The sequence below is a fragment of the Pseudomonas helleri genome, assembly GCF_001043025.1.
Lineage (GTDB): Bacteria > Pseudomonadota > Gammaproteobacteria > Pseudomonadales > Pseudomonadaceae > Aquipseudomonas > Aquipseudomonas helleri.
The window spans coordinates 204,699-223,495 of record NZ_JYLD01000001.1 but is presented as its reverse complement, the minus strand read 5'-3'; the positions used below and the strand labels follow the sequence as shown (position 1 = coordinate 223,495).

At 60.7% G+C, this 18,797-nt stretch carries 17 protein-coding genes; 12 read left to right on the top strand and 5 right to left on the bottom strand.

Annotated features, from left to right (window positions below):
- Window positions 1-67: 67 nt before the first annotated feature.
- Window positions 68-805, bottom strand: coding sequence for an RsiV family protein (locus tag TU84_RS00955; protein WP_048366625.1), 738 nt, complete (start codon window positions 803-805; stop codon window positions 68-70).
- A gap of 223 nt (window positions 806-1,028) precedes the next feature.
- Between TU84_RS00955 and TU84_RS00950 the strand changes: the two genes are divergently transcribed.
- The 9 genes from TU84_RS00950 (at window position 1,029) to TU84_RS00910 (ending at window position 10,365) form a co-directional block, all read left to right on the top strand.
- On the top strand, window positions 1,029-1,652 hold the full coding sequence (locus TU84_RS00950) for an NUDIX domain-containing protein (RefSeq protein ID WP_048366624.1): 624 nt from the start codon (window positions 1,029-1,031) through the stop codon (window positions 1,650-1,652).
- Window positions 1,643-2,095, top strand: a complete 453-nt coding sequence (locus TU84_RS00945) for a DUF1249 domain-containing protein (protein WP_048366623.1) — start codon at window positions 1,643-1,645, stop codon at window positions 2,093-2,095. The genes TU84_RS00950 and TU84_RS00945 overlap by 10 nt, the downstream gene beginning before the upstream one ends.
- A gap of 130 nt (window positions 2,096-2,225) precedes the next feature.
- Window positions 2,226-3,041, top strand: a complete 816-nt coding sequence (cpdA, locus tag TU84_RS00940) for a 3',5'-cyclic-AMP phosphodiesterase (protein WP_048366622.1) — start codon at window positions 2,226-2,228, stop codon at window positions 3,039-3,041.
- A 109-nt stretch (window positions 3,042-3,150) separates the two neighbouring features.
- Window positions 3,151-3,759 (top strand): YqiA/YcfP family alpha/beta fold hydrolase, encoded by a 609-nt coding sequence (locus TU84_RS00935; RefSeq protein WP_048366621.1) that lies wholly within the window; start codon window positions 3,151-3,153, stop codon window positions 3,757-3,759.
- A gap of 51 nt (window positions 3,760-3,810) precedes the next feature.
- Entirely contained in the window at window positions 3,811-5,715 is a 1,905-nt protein-coding gene (parE, locus tag TU84_RS00930; RefSeq protein ID WP_048366620.1) for a DNA topoisomerase IV subunit B, read from the top strand.
- Entirely contained in the window at window positions 5,715-6,695 is a 981-nt protein-coding gene (locus tag TU84_RS00925; RefSeq protein ID WP_048366619.1) for an esterase-like activity of phytase family protein, read from the top strand. Before parE ends, TU84_RS00925 begins: the two co-directional genes overlap by 1 nt.
- Complete coding sequence (locus tag TU84_RS00920; RefSeq protein WP_048366618.1) at window positions 6,692-7,213, top strand: retropepsin-like aspartic protease family protein; 522 nt, start codon at window positions 6,692-6,694, stop codon at window positions 7,211-7,213. The genes TU84_RS00925 and TU84_RS00920 overlap by 4 nt, the downstream gene beginning before the upstream one ends.
- A gap of 11 nt (window positions 7,214-7,224) precedes the next feature.
- Window positions 7,225-9,489 carry a DNA topoisomerase IV subunit A gene (parC, locus tag TU84_RS00915; RefSeq protein WP_048366617.1) on the top strand — a complete coding sequence of 755 codons (2,265 nt, stop codon included), beginning with the start codon at window positions 7,225-7,227 and terminating at the stop codon, window positions 9,487-9,489.
- Window positions 9,490-9,660: 171 nt separating this feature from the next.
- Window positions 9,661-10,365: a PqiC family protein gene (locus TU84_RS00910; RefSeq protein WP_174479310.1), complete on the top strand. Its 705-nt coding sequence runs from the start codon at window positions 9,661-9,663 to the stop codon at window positions 10,363-10,365.
- A gap of 177 nt (window positions 10,366-10,542) precedes the next feature.
- On the opposite strand, the gene TU84_RS00905 is transcribed toward TU84_RS00910, so the two are convergent.
- Window positions 10,543-12,072 (bottom strand): AhpA/YtjB family protein, encoded by a 1,530-nt coding sequence (locus TU84_RS00905; RefSeq protein WP_048366615.1) that lies wholly within the window; start codon window positions 12,070-12,072, stop codon window positions 10,543-10,545.
- 132 nt (window positions 12,073-12,204) lie between these two features.
- Between TU84_RS00905 and serB the strand changes: the two genes are divergently transcribed.
- A complete protein-coding gene (gene serB / locus TU84_RS00900) occupies window positions 12,205-13,419 on the top strand; it encodes a phosphoserine phosphatase SerB (RefSeq protein ID WP_048366614.1) in 1,215 nt (404 codons plus the stop codon).
- A gap of 96 nt (window positions 13,420-13,515) precedes the next feature.
- Here the strand turns inward: serB and asd are convergent, their stop codons facing one another.
- The 3 genes from asd to TU84_RS00885 are packed head-to-tail and all read right to left on the bottom strand — an operon-like array spanning window position 13,516 to window position 16,786.
- Entirely contained in the window at window positions 13,516-14,367 is an 852-nt protein-coding gene (gene asd, locus TU84_RS00895; RefSeq protein ID WP_048366613.1) for an archaetidylserine decarboxylase, read from the bottom strand.
- Window positions 14,368-14,376: 9 nt separating this feature from the next.
- Complete coding sequence (locus tag TU84_RS00890; RefSeq protein WP_048366612.1) at window positions 14,377-15,204, bottom strand: rhodanese-like domain-containing protein; 828 nt, start codon at window positions 15,202-15,204, stop codon at window positions 14,377-14,379.
- 43 nt (window positions 15,205-15,247) lie between these two features.
- Complete coding sequence (locus TU84_RS00885) at window positions 15,248-16,786, bottom strand: HDOD domain-containing protein (protein WP_048366611.1); 1,539 nt, start codon at window positions 16,784-16,786, stop codon at window positions 15,248-15,250.
- Window positions 16,787-16,952: 166 nt separating this feature from the next.
- Here TU84_RS00885 and motA point away from each other — a divergent pair, with 166 nt between their 5' ends.
- Window positions 16,953-17,804, top strand: a complete 852-nt coding sequence (motA, locus tag TU84_RS00880; protein WP_048366610.1) for a flagellar motor stator protein MotA — start codon at window positions 16,953-16,955, stop codon at window positions 17,802-17,804.
- Between the two features lie 3 nt (window positions 17,805-17,807).
- Window positions 17,808-18,797, top strand: a complete 990-nt coding sequence (gene motB, locus TU84_RS00875; protein WP_048366609.1) for a flagellar motor protein MotB — start codon at window positions 17,808-17,810, stop codon at window positions 18,795-18,797.

Below are 18,797 nucleotides of genomic sequence, written 5' to 3'. Positions count from 1 at the left end.
GATCTTTGGATCTTTTTAAAAGATCGCGAGGCAAGCTCGCTCCTACAGACGTTTTGGGCGTTTTGGGTTAGCCGCGACCCGGCAACCACTCCGGCTTGATAATCCCGTTCAAGCGCGAATACGGAATGCTCAGCTCAACGTTGCCATCGGAGTACGGGGCAATGCTGTACACGTCGTACTTGAGCAAGACGCTGTCTTTAAGCAGCGCCACGTTCGGGGTTTGCTGGAACGGCCAGGTTTTGACGAACTCTGCATCGTTGCTGCGGTGCGAGTTGATCAGCCAGTTGTTGTGCGCCACTTTGGCCGCGCCCCAGAAGGCTCTTTCCTGACCCGGCAGGAGCATGTCCTGCAAGGTCACTTCTTTATGGTCTTTACGCGACCAGTTGATAAAGCCACGGCCCGGCATGCCATGCGCGCCGCCGGTGTCCAGGTAGCTGATCAGCTCGATGATCACCAAGTCGTCATGCTGCTCACGTACCTTGGCCTGCAAATACATGCTGTTGCGGGTGTCGGCAGTGCGCAGGAACTGCTCGCGGTAAGCGTTCAGCGACGGCGCCAATTTGTCGTCCGGCGAGTTGACGGTCATTTTCAGCAGGCGCTGTTCGATCAGGGCGTCCAGCTTCGGATCGGCGGCGAAGTGCACGGTCTCAATGTTGACCAGCGGGCAGTCATCGCCCTTGCAGCCCGCTTTGACCTGCTCGGAGGCATCGGGGGTGAACGCCAGCGGTTTGGGTTGAAAAGCACTCTGGCAAGCACCCAGCGCGAGGGCGATGCAAGTCAGGGAAGCCAGTTTTAAAAGTGACATGGTCGTCCTTCATCAACGAAAGAAAGGTGAACGCAGGCTCGTTCGACTGCCAACAAGGGCGTCAGTTCGCCGCTAAGCTTGAAGGTGTCAATTAGAGTTGGTTTGCAGGCAATCCGTCTATCCCCACGTTATAAAAGGGGCTGCATCCAGAAGCACAGGCGCGTTAGGATGCGCGATGCCGTGGGGTCACCCCCGGTGTGAATTTGCCAGCAAGAGGTTTTCCATGACTGACATCACCAAGGCCAAGCCCAGCGCCGTCGAGATCGTAAAACGCGAAAACGGCTACCAGGGGTTTTACCAACTGGACCGGGTTTTCCTGCGCCATGAGCTGTTTGCCGGTGGCATGAGCCGTGAGATCAGTCGTGAGGTGTTTGTGCGTCATGACGCGGTGTGTGTGCTGCCTTATGACCCGGTGCGCGACGAAGTGGTGTTGATCGAGCAGTTTCGCGTTGGCGCCCTGGGCAAAATCGACAACCCGTGGCTGATCGAGCTGGTGGCCGGCCTGATCGACAAAGAGGGTGAAAATGACCCCGAAGACATCGCCCACCGCGAAGGCCAAGAAGAAGCGGGGCTGACGTTCTCGGCGTTATGGCCCATTACCCGTTATTTCCCGTCACCGGGCGGCAGCACTGAATTTGTGCACGTGTTTCTGGGGCGTTGCGACAGCTCTAATGCGGGCGGCCTGCATGGTCTGGACGAAGAAGCCGAAGACATTCGCGTGACTAAATGGGCGTATGAAGATGCGCTGCAAGCGGTGCGTGATGGACGTATTTCTAACGCGGCGAGCATTATTGCCCTGCAGTGGCTGGCGCTTAACCGCGCTGAAGTGAGGGGGTTATGGCAGTAAATGGCGTCCGTGATCGCTACCGGGTTGATTTGATTGGCTTGCAGGCTGCCTGCGAAGCCAACTATGCGCGGCTGATGCGTTTATTGCCTGACATGCGCGAGCAACCGAGCGCGCGACAGATCGCGGTCACTCAGGGTGAGCAGATGCTCGGCGTGCTAACCCTTGAAGTGATGCTTGACTGCCCGTACACCAGCACCTTGCGCGTGCGCCAGGAACACAGCCTGCCGTGGCTGCCGGTGCCGGAACTGCAAGTGCAGGTGTACCACGATGCGCGCATGGCCGAGGTGATTGGGGCTGAACATGCGCGGCGCTTTCGCAGCATCTATCCTTACCCCAATGATGCGATGCACCAGCCCGACGAAAAGGCCCAGCTCAATGTGTTTTTAGGTGAGTGGCTGAGCCATTGCCTGGCCTGCGGGCACGAGTACGCCGAAGTCCGCTAGGCTTTGCTGCTGTAGGAGCGAGCTTGCCTCGCGATCTTTTAACGATCAAAGATCGCGAGACAAGCTCGCTCCTACAGAGGGTTCTGGAGTGGCATAATCGCGCCATTTATCTACCCACCGGGAGAACGCCTTGCCCAACGCTTCCACGCCGACCACCGAACACTCGGTGCTGCTGGTGCAACTGACCGATAGCCATTTGTTTGCCGACGCAGACAGTACCCTGCTGGGGCTGAACACGGCGCAGAGCCTGCAACAGGTGGTCGACAAGGCGCGGGCCGAGCAGGAGCAGGTCGATCTGCTGCTGGCCACCGGCGATTTGGCTCAGGACGGCAGCGTTGCGGCGTATCAGCGGTTTCGGCAAGTGAGCGAGCCGTTGTGCGCCAATGCCCGCTGGCTGCCCGGCAATCACGACCGATTGGCGCAGATGCGCGAAGCCACGGTGCAGACCCGTCTGCTCGACCCGGTTCTGGACATTGGCAACTGGCGCATCATTTTGCTCAACTCGCAGGTGCCGGGCGCCACGCCGGGTTATCTGGAGGATGAGCAATTACAGTTGCTCGCCCGGGCTGTGAGCGAAGCGCCGCAGCGTCATCATCTGGTTTGCCTGCACCACCACCCGGTGCCGGTGGGCAGTGAATGGATCGAGCCGATCGGTCTGCGCAACGCTAACGAGTTCTGGGCCGTGCTGGATCGCTTCCCGCAGGTGCGCGCCGTGCTCTGGGGGCATATCCATCAGCCGTTCGACCATGTGCGCAACAGTGTGCGCTTGCTGGCAACGCCTTCTACCTGCGTGCAGTTCACGCCGGGCAGCACAGACTTTGATGTCAGCGGCGAGGCGCCCGGCTATCGCTGGCTCCGCCTGCACCCCGATGGCGCGCTGGACACCGGCGTGTCGCGGCTGGATAACTTTGTGTTCACGCCCGATTACAGCGCGAACAATTACTGAGTGGGCGGGCCTGAATTATCTTGAAACGGCCATGGCCCCTTGAGTCAGGCTAAACTGCGCGTCTTTCTTGAAACAGCGTTCGGCTAAATCTGTACTCGGGGGTTATTGCATGTCGGGTTCCATCTTGTATATCCATGGGTTCAACAGCGCCCCCGAGTCGAAAAAGGCCGTCCAGCTGGCCTCCGTGATGCAGCGCATCGGGCTGAGTGAGCAGTTGCGCGTTCCGGCCTTGCACCACCATCCGCGTGAGGCGATGGCGCAATTGCAGGCGGCAATCAGCGAACTGGACCGTCCTCTGCTGGTCGGGAGCTCGCTCGGCGGCTACTATGCGACCTATCTGGCCGAACAGCATGGGCTCAAGGCCTTGCTGGTCAACCCGGCCGTCAGCCCGCATCGTCACTTCGACGGCTACCTGGGCACGCAAACCAACTTTTACAGCGGCGAAACCTGGGAGCTGACCCACGATCACGTGCTGGCCCTGGCAGCGCTGGAAGTTCCAGCCCCGCAAGACCCGCAGCGTTATCAGGTGTGGTTGCAAACCGGCGACGAAACCCTGGATTACCGCCATGCCGAACAGTACTACGCCGCGTGCGCGTTACGGATTCAGGGCGGCGGCGATCACAGCTACCAAGGGTTTGCCGAACAACTGCCGGGGCTGTTGAGTTTCGCCGGCATAGCGGCACATCAGTATCAAACCATCGACTTCGCGGCGCTTTAAGCGCGAGTCGAATGGCCCTTATTTTTCACTTACGACTAACGACGAGACCCTATGGCCACTCCCAGCGCTAGCTCTTATAACGCAGACGCCATCGAAGTCCTCTCGGGCCTCGACCCGGTGCGCAAACGCCCCGGCATGTACACCGACACCAGTCGGCCAAACCACCTGGCCCAGGAAGTCATCGACAACAGCGTCGACGAAGCCCTGGCCGGTCACGCCAAATCGGTGCAAGTCATCCTGCACGCCGACCACTCGCTGGAAGTCAGCGACGACGGGCGTGGCATGCCGGTCGACATTCACCCCGAAGAGGGTGTGTCAGGCGTCGAACTGATCCTGACCAAGCTCCACGCGGGCGGCAAGTTTTCGAACAAAAACTACCAGTTCTCCGGCGGCCTGCACGGCGTGGGGATCTCGGTGGTGAACGCCTTGTCGACCCAAGTGCGGGTCAAGGTCAAGCGCGACGGCAACGAATACCAGATGACCTTCGCCGATGGCTTCAAGGCCACCGACCTCGAAGTCGTCGGTACGGTCGGCAAGCGCAACACCGGGACCAGCGTGTACTTCGCCCCGGACCCTAAATACTTCGATTCGCCCAAGTTCTCGGTCAGCCGTCTCAAGCACGTGCTCAAGGCCAAGGCTGTGTTGTGCCCGGGCCTGTTGGTGAGCTTTGAAGACAAAGGCACCGGCGAAAAAGTCGAGTGGCACTACGAAGACGGCCTGCGCTCGTACCTGGTCGACGCGGTCAGCGAATTCGAACGCCTGCCGGACGAGCCGTTCTGCGGCAGCCTGGCGGGTAATAAAGAAGCCGTCGACTGGGCGCTGCTGTGGCTGCCAGAGGGCGGCGACAGCGTGCAGGAAAGCTACGTCAACTTGATCCCGACCGCCCAGGGCGGCACGCACGTCAACGGCCTGCGCCAAGGCCTGCTCGACGCCATGCGTGAGTTTTGCGAGTTCCGCAGCCTGCTGCCGCGTGGTGTGAAGCTGGCGCCCGAAGACGTCTGGGAACGCATTGCATTCGTCTTGTCGATGAAAATGCAGGAGCCGCAGTTCTCCGGCCAGACCAAAGAGCGTTTGTCGTCCCGTGAAGCGGCGGCGTTTGTCTCGGGTGTGGTCAAGGACGCGTTCAGCCTGTGGCTCAACGCCAACCCTGAACTGGGCATGCAACTGGCAGAGCTGGCGATCAATAACGCCGGTCGTCGCCTCAAGGCCAGCAAAAAGGTTGAACGCAAACGCATCACCCAAGGTCCGGCCTTGCCCGGCAAACTGGCTGATTGCGCCGGGCAGGACCCGATGCGCTCCGAGCTGTTTCTGGTAGAGGGTGATTCCGCAGGCGGTTCTGCCAAACAAGCGCGGGACAAAGAATTCCAGGCCATCCTGCCGTTGCGCGGCAAGATCCTCAACACCTGGGAAGTCGACGGCAGCGAAGTCCTCGCCAGCCAGGAAGTACACAACATCGCTGTGGCCATTGGTGTTGATCCGGGCGCGGCGGACATGAGTCAGCTGCGCTACGGCAAAATCTGCATCCTGGCCGACGCCGACTCCGACGGTCTGCACATCGCCACCTTGCTCTGCGCGTTGTTCGTGCAGCATTTTCGGCCGCTGGTCGACGCCGGTCACGTGTACGTGGCCATGCCGCCGCTGTACCGGATCGACCTGGGCAAAGAGATTTACTACGCCCTCGACGAGGCCGAACGCGACGGTATTCTCGACCGTCTGGTGGCCGAGAAAAAACGCGGCAAGCCGCAGGTCACGCGATTCAAAGGCCTGGGCGAAATGAACCCGCCGCAACTGCGTGAAACCACCATGGACCCGAACACCCGGCGTCTGGTGCAACTCACCCTCGAAGACTACGCCGCGACGTCAGAAATGATGGACATGCTGCTGGCGAAAAAACGCGCCGGTGACCGCAAGTCCTGGCTTGAATCCAAAGGCGATCTGGCGCAGGTGCTGGCCTGATGCGCAGTGCCTTGCTGGCGCTGCTGTGTGTGAGTGCGGCCCCGGTTCTGGCGGATACCTGGCCAGAGCTGGCGCTGCAGTCCGAGCATCCGGTGGCAGGCATGCGCGGGGGTAACTTGTCTGGCCTGGCGATGTGCCAGGGCGAGATGTGGGCCGTGTCTGATCGCGATGATGATCAGCTGTACCGTCTGGATACCCGCGACCCGCTGTGGCAGGCCGAGGCGGTGACCATTGAAGTGCCGCCTGTGCCCGAAAGCGGCTTGCCGTGGGGCGTGCGCATGATGGGTAAAGCCATCAGCCCGCTGCGCGGGGGCGATCTGGATTTCGAAGGCATTACCTGCGACGACGCCGGTAACCGTTACGTGGTCAGTGAAGCCCATGCTGCCGTGCTGCGGGTGCCGCCGATTGGCGCCCCGGCCTGGCTGAAAATCGACCCGGCGCTGGTGCGTCAGGCCCGTGCCAGCGGCATGTTGCTGCACTTTAATGCGCTGTTTGAAGGCATTGTGGTCAACCCGCAGGGCACGCAGCTCTGGTTGGCGGCCGAGCGCGAGCGCCGGGGTTTGCTGACCATCCGCAAGCAGCAGAGCGTGTGGGACTGTGAAAACGGTTGCGTGTTGATGAGCGAAGGCGGCCTTGAACAGCCACCGTCGCAACTCAAGGGCAAGCCCCAGCAGAAAGACTTTTCTGATCTGGCGCTGTTCGAGGGCAAGCTGTTTACCCTTGAACGCATGGCCTACCGCGTGTGCCGTCGCACTCTGGACACCGGTGAAGTCGAGCGCTGCTGGTCATTTGCCAACGACGCCTTGACCAAAGAACGTTTGTACAAAAGCCCGTACGGCAACGCCGAAGCGCTGGTCATCGACGCCAAAGGCGCGTGGATCGGCGTGGATAACGGCAGCCACGTGCGCGCCGATGGCGAGAAACGCCCGATTGTCTGGCGCTTTGCTGCCCCGCAAGGTGGCTGGAGCGCCAAGTCATGAGCCAGCAGGCGCCGGGTAAAGGGATGGGGCGCATCTTCATGATCGTGGCCTGGTGCGCCGGTTTGTACCTGGCCACGCAGTTTTTCGGGCGTGTAGAACAGCGTCAGCAAAACCCCAATACCGAGGTAGCCTCGCAGCAAGGCAAGGGCTATATCGAAGTGACCCTGCGCGGCAACGTGCAGGGCCACTTTGTCGCCAGCGGCCGGATCAACAACGTGCCGGTGGAATTTTTACTCGATACCGGGGCCACCGATGTGGCGGTCCCGCAGGAACTCGCCAGGCAACTGGCATTGCCCAGGGGCGCCGCCGTGACCCTGAACACCGCCAATGGCCGGGTTCAGGGCTACCGCACGCAAATCGACCGCCTGCAACTGGGCGCCATCGTGTTGCGCGACGTGCGAGCGGTGGCGGCGCCGGGGCTTGAAGGCGAACAAGTGCTGCTGGGCATGAGCGCTTTGAACAAACTTGAATTTACCCAGCGCGACGGCACCATGCTGTTGCGCCAGACAACGAACTGAATGAGGTCCGCATGAGCGACTCCCTTGATCTCAGCCTGGACGGCGTAGAACGCCGGTCACTGGCCGACTTCACAGAACAGGCCTACCTCAACTACTCCATGTACGTGATCATGGACCGGGCCTTGCCGCACATCGGCGACGGCCTCAAGCCGGTACAGCGGCGTATTGTCTACGCCATGAGCGAGCTGGGGCTGGACGCCGACGCCAAGCACAAGAAATCGGCGCGTACCGTCGGTGACGTGCTCGGCAAGTTCCACCCGCACGGCGACTCGGCCTGCTACGAAGCCATGGTGCTGATGGCCCAGCCGTTCAGCTACCGCTACACCTTGGTCGACGGCCAGGGTAACTGGGGTGCGCCGGATGATCCCAAATCCTTCGCGGCCATGCGTTACACCGAAGCGCGCCTGTCGCGCTACTCCGAAGTGCTGCTCAGCGAGCTGGGCCAGGGCACGGCAGACTGGGTGCCAAACTTTGACGGCACCCTTGATGAGCCTGCGGTGTTGCCGGCACGTTTGCCGAACATCCTGCTCAATGGCACCACCGGTATCGCCGTGGGCATGGCCACCGACGTACCGCCGCACAACCTGCGCGAAGTCGCCAGCGCCTGCGTGCGTTTGCTCGATGAACCTAAAGCCACCGTCGAGCAACTGTGCGAGCACATTCAGGGCCCGGACTACCCGACCGAAGCCGAAATCATCACCCCGCGCGCCGACCTGCTGAAGATCTACCAGACCGGCCGTGGCTCGGTGCGCATGCGTGCGGTGTACCACGTAGAAGACGGCGACATCGTGGTCACGGCGTTGCCGCACCAGGTGTCGGGCGCCAAGGTACTGGAGCAGATCGCGGCGCTGATGCAGGCCAAGCCGACCAAGCTGGCGATGGTCACCGACCTGCGTGACGAGTCCGACCACGAAAACCCGTGCCGTATCGTGATCATCCCGCGCAACAACAAGGTGGATCTCGACGAGCTGATGCAGCACTTGTTCGCCGTGACCGAGCTGGAGTCGACCTTCCGGGTCAACATCAACATCATCGGTCTGGACGGCAAGCCGCAACTGAAAAACCTGCGTGCCTTGCTGGTGGAGTGGCTGGAATTCCGCGTACAAACCGTGCGCCGCCGCTTGCAGTTCCGTCTGGATAAAGTCGAGCGCCGCCTGCATCTGTTGGACGGTTTGCTGATCGCTTATCTAAACCTTGACGAAGTGATTCACATCATTCGGACCGAGGAACATCCCAAGGCTGAACTGATTGCCCGTTTTGAGCTGAGCGAAATCCAGGCCGACTACATCCTCGACACGCGCTTGCGCCAATTGGCCCGCCTTGAAGAGATGAAGCTGCGCGACGAGCAAGACGCCCTGCGTAAAGAACAAGCCAAGCTGCAAACCTTGCTGGGCAGCGAAGCCAAGCTGAAAAAGCTGGTGCGCAGCGAGTTGCTGGCCGACGCCGAAACCTACGGCGACGACCGTCGTTCACCGATCGTGGCCCGTGCAGAAGCCAAGGCCCTGTCGGAAAACGAGCTGATCCCGACTGAAGCTGTCACCGTGGTGCTGTCTGAAAAAGGCTGGGTACGTTGCGGTAAAGGCCATGACCTGGACGCGACCGGATTGTCCTATAAAGCTGGCGACGGTTATAAAACCGCGGCGGCCGGGCGCTCCAACCAATTTGCCGTGTTTATTGACTCCACCGGGCGCAGCTACTCGGTGGCGGCGCACACCTTGCCGTCGGCCCGTGGCCAGGGCGAGCCGCTGACCGGGCGGTTGGCCCCGCCACCGGGCGCCACCTTTGAATGCGTGCTGCTGCCTGACGACGACGCGTTGTACGTGATCGCCTCGGACGCCGGTTATGGGTTTGTGGTGAAAGGTGAAGACCTGCAAGCCAAGAACAAAGCCGGTAAAGCCTTGCTGACCCTGCCAAAAGGCGCGCAAGTGATGGTTCCGCGGCCTGTGGCAGATCGCGAAAACAACTGGCTGGCGGCGGTGACCACCGAAGGCCGACTGTTGATTTTCAAAGTCAGTGACCTGCCGCAACTGGGCAAGGGCAAAGGCAACAAGATCATCGGCATTCCGGGCGAGCGCGTAGCCAGTCGCGAAGAGTACGTGACCGACCTCGCCGTGCTGCCCGACAACGCCACGCTGGTGTTGCAGGCGGGCAAGCGCACCTTGTCGCTCAAGGCCGATGACCTTGAGCACTACAAAGGTGAGCGCGGGCGCCGCGGCAACAAGCTGCCGCGTGGCTTCCAGCGCGTAGACGCCCTGTTGGTAGAGACGCCTAACTAAGCGCGGTGCGCCGATCTGGGTTTTTTCGCGCAGATCGGCGCTGCGGCGCTGGAGTAAGGCCGCATATTCACGGATGATATGGCGCTCTTTCGCACAGCCGATAGCGATGTGCCCGATATTTTCTGAGAATGACACTGTGGCGTGCCGTGTGGCGGCCACCTGGATGGAATGATGAACGTTCTGCGCCTTCCTTTAATTGCGTTGCTGGCCGGTGTGCTTGGCCTGGCGGGGTGCAGCGTGCACCAGCCAGCGTCCCTGTACCAACTGGACAGCGGCAACCCCGGCCAGCCCAAGCAAAGCGCTGGCATGGCCGTACTCCTTGGCCCGGTAACCGTGGCTGACTACCTGCAACGTGAAACCCTGTTGCAGCGCCAAACCGATGGCAGCCTGAGCGCGGCGACCGATGGTCGTTGGGCGGGCAGTTTGTCGTCTGACATTGACCAGTTGCTGGTGCGCCAGCTGGCCTGGCGTCTGGACAGCCAGCGCGTGGTACTGGCCCCGGCCACTGCGGGGTTTGCTCCGGACGTGCAAGTGCTGCTGTCGATCACCCGGTTGGACTCGGGTAAAAACCAGCCAGCGATCCTTGATGCCCAATGGCGTTTGCTCGACCGCCGTGGTCAGGTGCGTGACAGCCGTATGGTGCACCTTGAGCAGAAGCACGATGGCAGCACGGCCGATCAGGTCCGCGCCCAAGGTGAGTTGTTGCAACAACTGAGCGAACAACTGACCGTGGCACTCAAGCCATTGGCCAACCAGCCGCCCTTGATCGAACCGCACAAGCCCGAGCCCAAGCCTGCGCCCAAGCAGGAAGTGAACAGGCCCAAGATCCCGACCGCCTCACCGATTCGCACCGACATGGAAGTGTTCCGCTTCTGAGGTGATGGCCAGATACAAAAAATCCCGCACGTGTGCGGGATTTTTTTTGATTTGTAATCGGTGCGTCAACCTCTATGTGGGAGCGGGCTTGCTCGCGATTCAGTCGACTCGGTACGTCTGACCCACCGAGGCGTGGCAATCGCGAGCAAGCCCGATCCCACAAATGTTCCGAGTGACTTACCCGCGGTTTTCGTGCATCCGCGCCAGTTGGCGTTCGAGCATGGACGGGTAGGGCTCCATCAGGCGCTCAACACAGCAGGCGCCTTCGGGGCTGGCAATCGGGCGGATGCGCGCGCGTGGGCGAATCAGCGCGTCGTCGCTGATCTTGCGCTCTACCAGCAGCAGGTTGCGGCTGTGTTGCGACAGGGCCAGGGCGTCCTGGGCGGTTTCGGTCAGCAGCAGGTCGATCTGGCTCATGCCGCTCAGGCCTTCGCCCAGTACCAGGCCCAATTGCAGTTGCAGGGTGATGCCGCTGTCCGCGACTTCGATCTGCAAGGCATGGCCCAACGCACGCAGCAATTCACCGCAGCAAATGGCGTTGGTCAGGTAGTCTTCGCCGCTGTCGTCGCTGTGGAACAGCATCAGCGTGCTGCCATCGTTCAGCGTGTGCAGCTCGCTCTGGTACAGCGACGCCGCCTGGTTGAGGCAGTCGCGATAACGCTCCAGCAGTTCCATCAAGCGGGCACGTGGCAGGCGACGCAGTTGCTCCTGGGCGCCCAGTTGCACGGCCAGTACAGCACTCGGTTGCGGTGCGGCAGGCTTGGCCGGTTGGGCCTTGACCACCGGCGCTGGCGCCTCGGACGCCGTGTCGCGCAGGTCGGCAAACGGGTCTTCGTCGTAGTTTTCGTCTTCTTCGGCACTGATGACCTGGCGCGGCGCAGCTTTTGGTGCCGGTGCAGGCGGGGTTTCATCAAAGCCCGGATCACGCAGGTTACGCACTTCGAACGCCGGCTCGTCTTCTTCGGCTTCTTCGTCGTCGTATTCGGGTTCTGGCTCGGGTTCCGGCTCAGGCGCTGGCGGGGCCAGGCGTGTGTGCAACTGGCGGGCGAGGTCGCCGATTTCATCCTGGCGGTTGATGGCCGGGGTGTAAGGGTCCGGCTCACGCAGCCAGACACGCAGTTGCAACAAAGGTGTCGTAATGTTCCTGCCCAAACGCAAGCTCAAGGCCAAGGCCAGTGCCAGCAAAATGGCACTCAGGATGCCCATGCTCTGCAAGCTGATGGTCATCGGCTGTTCGAACTGGCGCATGTCCAGGCTGATGCGCAAATGCCCGGCGGTTACATCCTGAAAGGTGATCTTGGTTTGATACACGCCTTCGGTTTCGCCCAGCAGGCCACTTTTCGGGCGTTGCCCGGCTTCAGCGAGGATGCGGTTGTCGACGCTATAAATAGCGGCGTGGGCCACCAGCGGGTTTTTCGTCAGGTTATTGAGCAGCACGTTGAGGCTGAGGATGTCGTTGGACACCAGCAGTTCAGTGGCCGATGTGGCTGTTTGTGTGGTCAGGCTCTGACCCAGCGCATCGGCTTGCTCGTGCATGGCCTGTTTGAACTGCAAACCCATGACGACTGCATAAATGACCAACGCCAACGCGACCAGAATCACGTTGTGGCTGGCAATACGCAGAGCTATCGGAACGCGTCTATCGCGAAGGGCCCGGAAGATCAGCAGGAAGAAGTTATCGGTTTTGACAGGCGATGGCCGGTTCACTGAGCGCGGCTCTTAGTCCGTTAAGTTGGTGCGCAGTATAGCGAGCAGCCCTGAGGCGGCAAAGCCTTGGCGATGCCCGATGGTCACTGAAAGTGGGTAGAATGCGTTTTTTTTAGCGAATGGGGGTGTGCCTTGCGCGAAATCGTCCTGATAAACATCACCGGTGAAGACCGTCCGGGTCTCACTGCGGCCATTACCGGCGTATTGGCCAGCAATGGGGTGAATATTCTCGACATCGGTCAGGCCGTCATCCATGGCGTTTTGTCGTTGGGTTTTCTGGTGAATATTCCCGAAGCCGAGCAAGTCTCCGCAGTGCTTAAAGACCTCCAGCCCTTGATTGCCGATGAGGGCCTGCAACTGCGTTTTGACCCGATCACTGAAGATCACTACCAGCGCTGGGTCAGCGAGCAAAGCCAAAAACGCCATGTGGTTACACTGATGAGCCGCCAAGTAACGGCCCATGAGTTACAACGTGTGACGTCGGTGATCAGCCAGCACGGGCTGAACATCGAACAGACCGATCGTTTGTCGGGCCGTGTCCCGCTGGACGCCCCCACCGAACTGAGCAAAAGCTGCATTGAACTGCGCGTGGTCGGCGAGCTGGCTGACATCGACGCCTTGCGCACTGCCTTCTTTAACCTGGCGCAAGAACTCCAGGTTGATATCGCTTTGCAGGAAGACACCCTGTTCCGTCGCAATCGCCGCCTGGCGGTGTTCGACATGGACTCCACGCTGATCGAAGCCGAAGTGATCGACGAGTTGGCCAAGGCCGCAGGCGTGGGCGACAAAGTGTCGGCCATCACCGAGCGTTCCATGGCCGGTGAGCTGGACTTCAAGGCCAGCTTCAAAGAGCGTTTGGCGCTGCTGCAAGGGCTGGACGTGAGCGTGCTGGACTCGATCGGCGCGTCGCTGCGACTGACCGAAGGGGCTGAGGTGCTGTTTGCCGAGCTCAAGCGTCTGGGCTACAAAACCGCCATTTTGTCGGGTGGCTTTACCTACTTCGCCAAGCAATTGCAGGCCAAGCTGGGCATCGACTATGTGTTCGCCAACGAGCTGGAAGTGGTGGATGGCAAAGTGACTGGCGTGGCAGTCGAGCCGATTGTGGACGCACAGCGCAAAGCCGATTTACTGACAGAGCTGGCGCGCAATGAAGGCTTGAGCCTGGAGCAGACCATTGCGGTCGGTGACGGCGCCAATGACTTGCCGATGCTGGCCATTGCCGGGTTGGGTGTGGCGTTCCGCGCCAAGCCGCTGGTTAAAAAATCGGCTAAATACGCGATCACGACCCTGGGTCTGGATGGTGTGCTGTACCTGCTGGGCCAGCGTGACCGTAACGGCCAGGGTTAACGCCCGACGCATCCCCTGTAGGAGCGAGCTCGTCTCGCGATCTTTTGAGGATTTAAAAGATCGCGAGGCAAGCTCGCTCCTACAGAGGTAAAGGCGTTATTCGCCGATTTTCTCGCCCATCATCACCGGCGTACCGGCCGCCAGGGTTTCAGCCCACTTCACTTGCTCCGGGCCAAACAACACGATGGCCGTCGAGCCCAGTTTGAAACGACCCAGCTCTGCACCTTTTTCCAGGTGGATCGGCGCACGGGCCGCTTCGTCGTAACGGAAGGTTTTCAGCTCGCGTTTAGGCGGCGTCACCAGACCGGCAAATACTGTTTCAATCGAAGCCACGATCATGGCGCCCACCAATACCACCGCCATCGGGCCGCGTTCGGTATCAAAAATGCACACCGCACGTTCGTTGCGGGCAAACAGCTCCGGCACGTTTTCAGCAGTGGTCTGGTTCACCGAGAACAGACGGCCCGGCACGTAGATCATCTCGCGCAGGGTGCCCGCCAGTGGCATGTGCACGCGGTGGTAGTCTTTTGGCGACAGATAAATAGTGGCGAACTCACCGCCCATAAACTGTGCTGCCACAGCGGCATCGCCGCCCACCAGTTCTTGCACGCTGTAGCTGTGGCCTTTGGCCTGGAACACGCGACCGTGTTCAATCGGGCCGAGCTGGCTGATTGCGCCGTCTGCCGGGCAGAGGATGGCGCCGGGCGTCGGGTCCAGCGGGCGGGCGCCGTCTTTCAGGGCACGGGTGAAGAAGGCGTTGAAGTGCTCGTAGGCGGTGACGTCTTCAATCAGCGCCTGGGACATGTCCACTTGGTAGCGCTTGGCGAACCAGGTGGTGAACGCATTTTTAAACCAGCGCACACGGCATTCGGCAATACAACCCGCCAGGCGCGACAACAGATGGTGCGGCAACAGGTACTGACTCAGAAGGAACAAACGCTTTTTCATGCAAAATCCTTAGTGTTTTACAGGCGGCTCGACGGGCGTGTCAGGGTGGTTGCCCCATTCGCCCCAAGAACCGGCATAGGCTTTGACGCGCGGATAACCGAGCGCTTTGGCGACCAGATAAGTAAAGCCAGAGCGGTGGTGGGTCTGGCAGTGGGTAATCACTTCTTTGTCCGGCGTGATCCCGAGGTCCTTGAGAATCTCGGGCATGTCGGTGCGGATGCGCAGGTTGCGTTCTTTGTCCATGCCTGCGGTCCATTCAAAATTCGCGGCGCCCGGGATGTGCCCGCCCTTGGCTGCCAGCACTTTCTCACCACGGTATTCGGCGGCGCTGCGGGCGTCCCAAATGGCCAGGTCCGCAGCGCCCAGGCGGCTTTGCAGGTACTCGCGGGTGGCGGTGGGTTCGTCGTGCAAGGTCAAGGCAACCGGGCTGCCGACCGCTGGTGGTACGTCTTGGGTAACGTCGTAGCCTTCAGCAATCCAGGCGTGAATGCCGCCGTCCAGATAGTGATAAGCCCGGTGCCCGATAACATCCAGTAACCAAATAAAACGCCCGGCCCAGCCGCCGCCTTCGTCGTCATAGACCACGTACACCGCGTCTGGGGTGTGCCCCAATTCGCCAAACAGCGCTTCGAGCGCGGCCTGGGTCGGCAGCAGGCCCGGTGCCGGTGGCAAACCCAGTTGCGTGCGTTTGGGCTCGACAAAGCGGGCGCCCGGGATATGCCCGGCTTCGTAGCGTGCAGCGCTGCTCAGATCGACCACGATCACATGGGGCGCATCGAGCCGGGCTTTGAGGTCGCGGGGTTCAATGACTAACGGCAAGCCAGAGAAGTCAGGCATGTGTTCTCCAGAGCAAAAAAAGGGGTGAATTGTAGCGCAAGCGTTAGCGCCCGCGAGCAGTAAAGGTGTGCAGCGCTTTCTCGATACATTGCGCGGTTTTACCAAACGCTTGCACGCTGGTTTCCGAAAACGGCCCGCCGTCCTGGTCGGCCAGTATCAGCATGACCACGCGCCCGTTATTGCTGAGCGAGCGTAACAGCAGATGCTCGCCGGGGAACAGACTGCGCAGGTTAGCGGGCATGGCTGCCGATATCACCGCGTTGTTTTCGGGCGTGAGGCGCACTTGCGCCGGTTGCGCCATCAAGCGTTGCAGGGCAGGGCTGTCGCTCACATTCAAGGTCATGTCGAACGCAGTTTTGGGCAGCCCGAGCACTTGAAACGCGCGCAACAGGCTCGAGGTTTTATCGGCCATCAGCAGGATGATCCGGCGCATGCCGCACGCTTGCAGGGCTTCACGCGCGCACAAGGTCAGGTGCATCGGGTTGGCGAAGGCCGTCGGTTCTTCCAGCAGTTGCCCGCAGTATTTGCGCCAGGCCTGCAAGGCTTGCGCGGACGGTGGCGGGGCCGGTTGCCCGTGGGTGTTTACGCGGCGCGCCTCCCACGGCATAAGCAAGGCCAGCGCCGGGTGCCAGAGGTCCGGGGTTGAGTGGTAGCGGGCGCTGCTCGCGGCGTTCTGGTGCACTTGCTGCTGCACTTCATGCAGCGGCAGTTGCAGGTACAGGCTGGTCAGGTACTGCCAGCGCAGGTTGTGTGGCGAGTCCCAGCCCTGTTGCGCGGACAGCGCCAAACCGTTAGCCAGCAACAGGCTGTTGGCGGGATGGCTCAGCCAGCGGCGCAGGGCCGGGTCGGCATCCAGTTGTTGCTGCTGGTGCAGCGGGCGATGGGTGTCGCGGGCAATATGCAGCACGCGGATCAACGTGCGTTTATCGTCGGTGATCACCGCGTAGCCCTGCATGATCCACTCGGGCAGCCGCCACAGCTGGGCCAATGCCCGGCAGATCTCGAACAGGCGCACGCCGAACAGCGCCCGTTCAACCTTGTCAGCGCATTCGCCTTTATGAATCACCCGCGCTTCCCATTCTTCCAGCTGTTTGGGGTGCGTCATCGCCATGGCCCACAACGGCGAGAAGAACAACAAACTGCCCCAATACACTTCTTGCCACAATCTGGCCAGGCGGTTGCCGAACAGGCCAATCCCTTGCTGGGCCGCGTGCTGGCTGATGAGCAGCACTTGGCGCAGGGCAACGGGGATGTCTTCGGCCGGCAGCACCGGCATGCTTTCGAGCAACTCTTGGGTGCGTTTTAGCCCCAGCCGATTGAGCGCCACTTCAAGGCTTTCGGCGGGTTCGGTCAGGCTGCTTTGCGCGTGTTGATTGGCTTCGCGGATCAGGCTCAAGGCTAGCGCCGGGCTGTCTTGCATGACTTCGGCGATCTCGCGCAATGAGCGGCGACTGTCGCTGAGGGTCTTGCCGACTAACACATGGCTGCGCTGCGGGATCGGCAAACGCACCGCGTCGAGGTGGCTGACCCACGCGTCCAGAGAAGCAGGTATGACTGTCGATGGAACGGTTTCATTCGCCATGATGGTCGCGCGGTCATCATCTATTGTTTAAAGGCCCTATAGGGCCAAATGGCTTTTCGGCTTGAACGACTATAGTCTGGCGCAGATTAGCCGATAAGGATAAGAAGAGTTTTAGCGACGCTGGAATATGACCTTGAACCGGACTCAAAAAGTACCTTAATGACCTATGGCTAAAATTATCGGCATCATCGTCGTGTTTGCGAGCGTGCTCGGCGGCTACGTACTCTCTCACGGCAAGATCGGAGCGCTGATTCAGCCTTTCGAAGTCATGATCATCGGCGGGGCTGCCTTTGGTGCATTCCTGCAGGCCAACCCCGGCTACATGACCATGCACGTGATCAAAAAATCACTCAGCATGTTCGGCACACGCTTTACCCACACCTTCTATTTGGAAGTGCTGGGCCTGGTGTACGAGATCCTCAATAAAAGCCGCCGCGAAGGCATGATGGCCATTGAGGCTGATGTTGAAGACCCTGCGGCCAGCCCGATTTTTGCCAAGTACCCGACCGTATTGAAAGACGAGCGCATGACCGCGTTTATCTGCGATTACCTGCGCATCATGTCGTCGGGCAACATGGCGCCCCACGAGCTGGAAGGGCTGTTCGACATGGAACTGTTCAACCTCAAGGAAGAACTCGAGCACCCGTCCCACGCCATCACCGGCATCGCCGACGGGATGCCGGGCTTCGGCATTGTGGCAGCGGTTCTTGGCATTGTTGTGACAATGGCGTCGCTGGGTGAGGGCGATCAGGCGGCCATCGGCATGCACGTGGGGGCGGCACTGGTGGGGACGTTCTTCGGTATCCTCGCGGCCTACGGCTTCTTTGGCCCGCTGGCGACGTCACTGGCCCATGACGCCAAAGAAGAGATCAACGTTTACGAGTCGATCAAAGCCTCGCTGGTGGCCTCGGCCTCGGGCATGCCGCCTTCGCTGGCCGTCGAATTTGGCCGCAAAGTGCTGTACCCCAAGCACCGGCCGAGCTTTTCCGAGCTGGAACAAGTGGTTCGCGGTCGCTGAGTTATGGAAAACAATCAGCCGATTATCATCAAGCGCGTCAAGCGCTATGGCGCAGGCCACCACGGCGGCGCCTGGAAGATCGCCTTTGCGGACTTTGCCACCGCGATGATGGCGTTCTTTCTGGTGTTGTGGCTCATGACCGCCGCCACGCCAGAGCAGAAAATCGCCATTGGTGGCTACTTTAAAGACCCGATCGGTTTCTCTGAAAGCGGCACGCCATACACCATCGACCTGGGCGGCACGCCCGCACTGGCGCCGGAAAACACCCTCAATCCGGAAGAGAAAAAGGAGCCCGTGCCGGACAAGATCAAAATCGACGCGGACCAGATCCAGGGCATGGCCGAGCAGGTTGAGAAGGAGCGCCTTGAGTTGCTGCTTCAGGAGTTGCAAAACAAGGTCGAAGAAAACCCGCAACTGAAGAAATTCAAAGACCAACTGTTGTTCGAAATCACCCCTGATGGCTTGCGTATCCAGGTGATGGACGCTGAAAACCGCCCGATGTTTGACGTGGGCAGTGCGCGCCTCAAGCCGTATTTCGAAGACATTTTGCTGGCCATGGCCGACACCATTGCGGCGGTGCCGAACAAGATCAGCATCAGTGGTCACACCGACGCCATGCCCTATGCGGGCACGGGCGATTACGGTAACTGGGAATTGTCGGCCAACCGCGCCAACGCGGCGCGGCGCACGCTGGTGGCGGGCAGCTACCCAGACAGCCAGGTGGCGCGGGTGGTGGGGTATGCCTCGTCAGTGCTGTTCGACAAAGCCCACCCGAACAACCCGGTCAACCGCCGGATCGACATCGTGGTGCTGACCAAAAAGGCCCAGCAAGCGATTGAGGGTGAACAAGGGCCGGACCCGGTCAAGGCTGAGCAGTTGCCCAAAGCCCTGGACGACCCGATCACCTTGCCGCCCGACCAGCAGCCAAAGCCGATGCATGAAGAGCGCCAGAAGCTGAACTTGTTTGATGACAAGCCCCCGGCCAACCCCTAA

Bases quoted from the DNA above. Each gene is read 5' to 3' on its own strand.
- TU84_RS00890 (WP_048366612.1), bottom strand. From the start codon at position 15,204: ATGCCTGACTTCTCTGGCTTGCCGTTAGTCATTGAACCCCGCGACCTC.
- TU84_RS00945 (WP_048366623.1), top strand. From the start codon at position 1,643: ATGGCAGTAAATGGCGTCCGTGATCGCTACCGGGTTGATTTGATTGGC.
- motA (WP_048366610.1), top strand. From the start codon at position 16,953: ATGGCTAAAATTATCGGCATCATCGTCGTGTTTGCGAGCGTGCTCGGC.
- TU84_RS00935 (WP_048366621.1), top strand. From the start codon at position 3,151: ATGTCGGGTTCCATCTTGTATATCCATGGGTTCAACAGCGCCCCCGAG.
- TU84_RS00925 (WP_048366619.1), top strand. From the start codon at position 5,715: ATGCGCAGTGCCTTGCTGGCGCTGCTGTGTGTGAGTGCGGCCCCGGTT.
- motB (WP_048366609.1), top strand. From the start codon at position 17,808: ATGGAAAACAATCAGCCGATTATCATCAAGCGCGTCAAGCGCTATGGC.
- TU84_RS00955 (WP_048366625.1), bottom strand. From the start codon at position 805: ATGTCACTTTTAAAACTGGCTTCCCTGACTTGCATCGCCCTCGCGCTG.
- TU84_RS00910 (WP_174479310.1), top strand. From the start codon at position 9,661: ATGAACGTTCTGCGCCTTCCTTTAATTGCGTTGCTGGCCGGTGTGCTT.
- TU84_RS00920 (WP_048366618.1), top strand. From the start codon at position 6,692: ATGAGCCAGCAGGCGCCGGGTAAAGGGATGGGGCGCATCTTCATGATC.
- TU84_RS00885 (WP_048366611.1), bottom strand. From the start codon at position 16,786: ATGGCGAATGAAACCGTTCCATCGACAGTCATACCTGCTTCTCTGGAC.
- asd (WP_048366613.1), bottom strand. From the start codon at position 14,367: ATGAAAAAGCGTTTGTTCCTTCTGAGTCAGTACCTGTTGCCGCACCAT.
- parC (WP_048366617.1), top strand. From the start codon at position 7,225: ATGAGCGACTCCCTTGATCTCAGCCTGGACGGCGTAGAACGCCGGTCA.
- parE (WP_048366620.1), top strand. From the start codon at position 3,811: ATGGCCACTCCCAGCGCTAGCTCTTATAACGCAGACGCCATCGAAGTC.
- TU84_RS00950 (WP_048366624.1), top strand. From the start codon at position 1,029: ATGACTGACATCACCAAGGCCAAGCCCAGCGCCGTCGAGATCGTAAAA.